Source organism: Pseudomonas sp. FH1 (genome assembly GCF_000510895.2).
Taxonomy (GTDB): Bacteria; Pseudomonadota; Gammaproteobacteria; order Pseudomonadales; family Pseudomonadaceae; genus Aquipseudomonas; species Aquipseudomonas azotoformans_A.
In genome coordinates, this window is record NZ_AOHM01000005.1 from 123,289 (window position 1) to 129,552 (window position 6,264).

3 protein-coding genes are annotated in these 6,264 nt (G+C 55.8%); 1 reads left to right on the top strand and 2 read right to left on the bottom strand.

Features of this window, described 5'->3' with window-relative positions; genetic code table 11:
- The first annotated feature begins 94 nt into the window (after positions 1-94).
- The gene (locus H096_RS02635) at positions 95-4,165 is read left to right on the top strand and encodes a hypothetical protein (protein WP_033896638.1); all 4,071 of its coding nucleotides are present in this window, start codon (positions 95-97) and stop codon (positions 4,163-4,165) included.
- A gap of 6 nt (positions 4,166-4,171) precedes the next feature.
- Here H096_RS02635 and H096_RS02640 read toward each other — a convergent pair whose 3' ends face one another.
- Positions 4,172-5,449: an ATP-binding protein gene (locus tag H096_RS02640; protein ID WP_033896639.1), complete on the bottom strand. Its 1,278-nt coding sequence runs from the start codon at positions 5,447-5,449 to the stop codon at positions 4,172-4,174.
- On the bottom strand, positions 5,450-6,157 hold the full coding sequence (locus H096_RS02645; RefSeq protein WP_028616383.1) for a winged helix-turn-helix domain-containing protein: 708 nt from the start codon (positions 6,155-6,157) through the stop codon (positions 5,450-5,452).
- Positions 6,158-6,264 lie beyond the last annotated feature (107 nt).

A 6,264-nucleotide genomic window follows, 5' to 3' on the forward strand; every position in this document is an offset into this window, starting at 1 on the left:
ACACATCGGTCATGAACCGCTCCCAGAGGTTGGACACAAAAAGTAGTCAGGTTCCTTCCCTGCTGCCTTGTTGCCAACCCTTGAGAATGTCCAAATGACCGTGCCAGCATTGTCTCGCCCTCTACAAGCGTCGTCCATCAGCTCAAATGAGCACGAGCGCACTGAATCTCCTGCATCGACCCAACCGCAAACCGAGCCATCAGCGCTTGAAAAACTGATCGCTGAGACACCCAGGTTCAAGGCCGATGCAGCACTCAAAAATCTCTACGCCAATGCCTTGTCTAGCGCAGCGAACACGCCACCCCTTTTTACCCGTGTTATCACGGGCATTGAGCCGATCCCCAGCGACTGCACATTTGGACAATGGCGCCAGCACCTCGACACCTTGGTGGCAAGTGACGACTTCAAACAATGGGCTGACGACAATCGTATTGATTTGACCAAGCCCGTGCGAATCTTCCCTTCTCGGAACTCCCGGCCAGGCTTTATCAGTGCCACCCTGAAACCCACTTCCTCCGCGCCCGCCAACATCAGCGCGTCGAACAACCCCACGTCGCTGCCACGTACATTCGGTGCCGGCTTTGGTGATGGACTATCGCTGCCAGCCTCCTGGTCGCTGATCATGCAAGCCGCTAACACCCTGAGCAGCGGCAGGACGTCAGTCAGCGTGACCCCGGCAGGTCAATCGTCACCCGATGTGCACGCCGCACGTTCTGCACACATTGAGGAGGTGGCGGCCTTTTACGGAGAAACCGTTCCCGATACCCAGAATGCGCTGCAACAAAGGGCAATCGAATTAAAACAGGCTGGCGCGTTCCCGCACCCCGATACATCTGCAATGCCCGACACATTTGAAATGCGTGGGGAGGTGGCGCTCGAGAATCAACGATATGAAAGGGGCGACATTCAAAACATAACGCTTTTATCCAAGAGTCTTGATGCTGCCTTGCTGTCGCTCGGCGCAGAAGCTGCAACCTCCTACACGGACCCAACCTTTTTGGGGGTACGCCCCACTCCGGAACAAACCGTTCGCCAGGAGAAGGCCTCGATTGCGGCAACTCTGGAAAATACAGAGCTAAAGATCGACCCTGCCTCTTGGTACTTTCAGGACCAGCAACTGACACCTGAATCAAAGGTTACGCTCAAGCAGTTCATCGTCGACAACGGCTGGTTTGTACCTCAGACAAAAGACGATATAAGTAACTTGATTCAATCCCTGAGGCGAGGGCCATTACCCGCACTCCCCAACGGCAACCTCACTGGCGCCATGGGCTGGCAGGCACCGCTTGATCAACCAGAAAAAAGACAGCTGTACAGCAACGTCCGCTATAACAACCTTAACCTGCCAGGGCTTGACGCTCAGACACTGTTGGAGATTCGAGGCGGGGCATTTACCTACCTGACTAAACACCGCCACTGGACCCGTTCTGAGCTGACTGATCCGCGCAACGTCATTGCGGATATTCTCGACTCGCCCAAAGCCCTTGCCCTGGAAAATGCCCTGCAAAAAAAGATGGGCGCAATTGAAAGCCCCAGCAGCCGAGACTGGGTCATGGGTGCGATGGTGGCCGGGCTGGATTCCGATAACACCTTGATGCCCCCCAAACGCAATCAGACAGCCCAGTTCAATCTGGCTGATGAACGCTTCTACGGCAAACCGTTGAATGACATCAAGCAAGGCCTGATTGACCATCTGACAGAAAGTCACCGCTGCACACAAGAGATGGCACCTGTCGGGGCCCACCTCTTGCTGTCGAGCGCAGCACCCGAATTGTTGGTCAAAGACGTTCCCGCTGAAGTGACCTATGGCTCTCCGGCCTGGTTCCTCCTGAAGACAACGGTGGCGCTGATCGAAGCCAAGAGCCCCGGAAGCAGTTCTTCGTTGAGTTTCCCCGAGGTGCTCAAATACGCGGCGATCGACCCAGTTTCGGAAGAAGACGCTGCACTGCTGAGTGAAGCCAAGCGCGAAACGCTAATCGACTGGGCATTGGTGCACGGTATTTTACCGGCCTCGCCTGACGCAACTTACTCGCCAGAGCAGCTCAACAAGGCACAGGAAACGTTTGCCAGCGTCATGGAATCACTGAGAAAGGTCTCCAACGACTTGACCGCCCCGCTTCCAATGCAGAAAGACATGGCACTGGCGGTACTCAGCGAGCATTTCACCAATGTGTCGTTTGAGCGCGCGATTTTATCGAACCCGAGTATCCGACAAAAAAACGCCTTGGACAGCGGCCCCATGCACGTCACCTTGGGGCCCTATTCGTTGCTGGATGTTTACATTAACAACCCTGAAGAAAACGGATGGAGGTCGCGTGAAAACAACCAGGTGATGGGAAGCGCGCCCGACTACCTTGGTCAACTACCGGACATCAATAATCGGCACCGAATCGCAGTCGCCAATTACAAGCTGGGAAGAGAAGTGGGTCTTGTCAACCGCACCAAACACCTGATTGCACAACTTCCCCTTGAGGATCGCAAACAGCTGGAATACGGAGAGCTCGTCCCTTACTTCGAAGGAACGGTTATTAAACACACCAGTTATGTACCAGGCGCCACGCTACATCATGATCGCAAGACACCCGAACAAGCCCAGGACAGGCGTTCACTCATCATCAAGTCCACACACGGCGCCAACGTAAAATTTTACGAAATCAGCCTACAGCAAAACTATATTAAACATCGCGAAGATCTGGACTCCGACTTTAAGCCGGGGCCACAAGGCCAGTGGATCAAAGAGGATCCTGGTTTTCTGGGCGGCGAGAGGTATTCAAACACTGCAATTGAGACGTTCAGCCTGGAGGAAAAAGACAAAAGCAAATTAACAGCCACGCCGCCCCCCCACCTCACTAACCCAGCTTCGTATACCAGCGACCGCAGCCAATTTCTCGGTGAATTATTGTCCAGACACACCCTTGGCCCTGCGAGCCTCGAAGAACTGGTTGCCGCTACGCGCCACATCACTCAATTCGACAAGGAAGACGATGAGTTCGAGAAAAACCAGGAACTGTTGCTGGGCTCCATTCCCTTCGTCTCGCTTGCCAGAAATGCAATCAAGGGAGACTGGCTGGCAGTTGCTTCGGAACTTATATTTGACGGCGTCATGTATGCGACAACGGCTGGATTTGGCAAGGCTGCGAGATCGGTAAAACCACTGGGAAGCTTGGCAAAAACCGCCGGAAAACCTGTGGGTAAAAAACTGTTTGAGCAGGTGGCAGCCTCAACCTCCGAGAGCGTGGCAAACCGTTTGAATACCCTTCGACCGGGGCGAACCGGCTCGTACAATTTTCCCAAGACGGCCCGTCGTCCGGATATTGCAGAGGGTACTTATAAGAAAGGCCTGACCGAAATATCGACTCCGGCCGCTGCCGATGCAAAAACAGGTAAATTTTTTGCGGTAGATCCCGTGAATAATCGACTGTACGGAAAGCCACTTGAAAACTTCCAACCGAACGTTTCAACCTGGCTCGACGATACCCTGCCGAGCGCATCCAATACTGCCAATGTAGGTAAACATACCGCGCTGGACATCGGGCTGGGGCGCGACAATGTGATCCAGCTGGGCAGCAACATGAAGAAATTCAACGTCATTGACAACGAAGTTTATGTTTTCGTCGATGAGTACAAAAACACCAAGCGACTGAACATCGCAGCCCATGGCAAACCTTATGAGCCGGGAAACAAACTATTCGGGAAGAACGCCGCGACCATCATTATAAATAAAAAGGAATACTCGCCAGGCGACTTGGTGAAGGCTCTGAAATTGAAAGGCTATGACCCATCAACGTTTGATAACACTCGATTGCTTATATGTCACTCCGCCGAAGGGGGGAGTAAATCGTTTGGGCGTCTCATGCAAAAAGAAATCAAAAGACCCGTCAAGGCGTTCGAAGGCACTGTGACTGCTGACTTCAATCCAACTTTTGTCGAGTCTAAACGAACAGCTTATATCGATGCTTTGAAAAACAAGGCTCCCGAGGTGACTGACGCCTATGCTTCATCGCACGCAGAGCAAAAAATACAACATGAGTTTATTGAAAAATTCAAACCTCAAATCAATAAAAAACACGGCACCTTTACTGACGTCAACATTGCTGATGCCGGGCAGCGACCGATAGTCCTGCAACTGCCCGTTTACTACAAACCCGTCAAATTCCTTCCCTGAACAGGATTACTCGGCATACGCCCAGGTCATTCGGAATGAGGCCCCGCCCCACTCCGAATCCAGCACCTGCACCTGGCCGCCATGCCACTGCGACACACGCTGCACCAGGGCCAGGCCCAGGCCGAAGCCGCCGGTGCGGCGGTCGCGACTGGCGTCCAGGCGCATGAAAGGTTGGAAGATTTTGGAGCGACCTTCTTCCGGTACGCCAGGGCCGTCGTCACACACCCGCACCTCATAGCCGCTGCCAAACTTGACCAGCGACACTTCCACACGACGCTCCGCGTAACGGATGGCGTTGCGCAACAGGTTGATCACCGCACGCGCCATGAAGCGCGGCTCAATCTGGATATAGTCCACCTCGCATGTACGCAACGACAGTTGGATGCCCGCTGCTTCAGCCTCCAGGGCCACGCTGCCGATCACACTGTCGAGCCAACTGTGGGCCTCGATGCTTTCGCGGGTGACCTGGGTGGCACCGCGTTCCAGGCTGGCGTAGGTGAGCAACTCGGACACCATTTCTTCCAGCTCGCCCAGGTCGGCATACATGTCCGCGATCAATTCGCCACGCTGGCGTGGATCGGCCTGTTGCTTGAGCTGGTCAAGTTCGAACGACAGGCGCGCAATCGGCGTGCGCAATTCGTGGGACACAGCGTTGGTGAGTTCGCGCTGGTTGGCGATCAGGCTTTCGATGCGCTCGGCCATATGGTTGAAGTGCCCGGCCAGCGAACGCACGGTGGAACGGCGTGGCAGCAGAATGCGTGAACTGAGATCGTTATCCCCGAAACGTTGGGCGGCCAGGCGGATGTGCTCCAGGTCGCGCCAATGCGGGCGCACCCAGAAATACAGCACGATCGCCAGGCTCAAGCCCAGCAGGCTGTAGGCCCACAAGTACAGCCATTTCGGCTCGTCGGGCAGCTTGATATTGAGCAACTGCGGGCCGCCATCGATATTGGCGATGAACTCCATGAAGTCGCCCCGCACCACCAACTGGCCGGCCGCCAGCAACTGTTGCTCACGCTGGTCCAGCGCCAACTCATCGCGCTGCACCAGTTTGAGGTGCAGGCCGTAATGCGGTTGCAGCTCGCTCAGGCGCGCCTGACGGGCGTCACCGAGCAAGGGCCGCAACTGCTCGACCAAACCATACGCCGGGCCGCGCAGGGCTTCGCGGTTATAGGTTTCATTGGCTTCGGGCAGCAGCTCATCAAAGGTGTAGTTGACCAGCCAGATCGCCCCCGCCAGCCCCAGCGCCAGGATGATGTACAGGCGAATATAGAGCCGCAGCATCTAGGCCTCCCACGCGAACGGATTGAACAGATAGCCCTTGCCCCAGATGGTCTTGATGCACACCGGTTCGCGCGGGTTATCGTTGAGCTTGCCGCGCAGTTTGCTGATGTACACATCGACACTGCGGTTGAGGCCGTCGAACGCAATGCCACGCATGCGGTTGAGGATGTCATCGCGGGACAGGATCGTCCCCGAGTTACTGGCCAACAACCACAACAGTTCGAACTCCATCGTGGTGAGGTCGATCTTGTCGTCCCCCAGGCTGACCACCCGGCAACTGCGATCGATGGCCAGCCGCCCGAAAGCCAGCGACCCGCGCACAGTCGGCTCCGGCGCCTGGCGTCGTTGCAACGCACGCAAGCGTGCCAGCAACACAGGGGGCTTGATCGGCTTGATCACGTAATCGTCGGCACCGGACTCCAGGCCAAGGATGTGGTCCAGGTCATCTTCCTTGGCCGTGAGGATCACGATCGGCGTGTCGGACACCGTGCGAATCCCGCGACACACATGCAGCCCGCTCTGGCCGGGCAGCATCAGGTCGAGTACGACGATCTTCGGCTTGAACTCCAGGAACGCGGCCAGGGCCTCGTCGCCCCGGTGCTCCACGCGCACCTCAAAGCCATGCTGCGCGAGAAAGTGCGCGATCAGCCCTGCCAGTTTTTCGTCGTCTTCAACGAGCAAGACCTTGCCCAGCCCCAGGTTTTCCATAAGTTCTCAGTTTGCAGACACGGATTGAAGAGCGGGCATTATAGGTGGCAAGCTGGGCAACTAAGGATGGTCTGAAGTAGGCCGCTATTTTTCGACTGCTGAGCCAT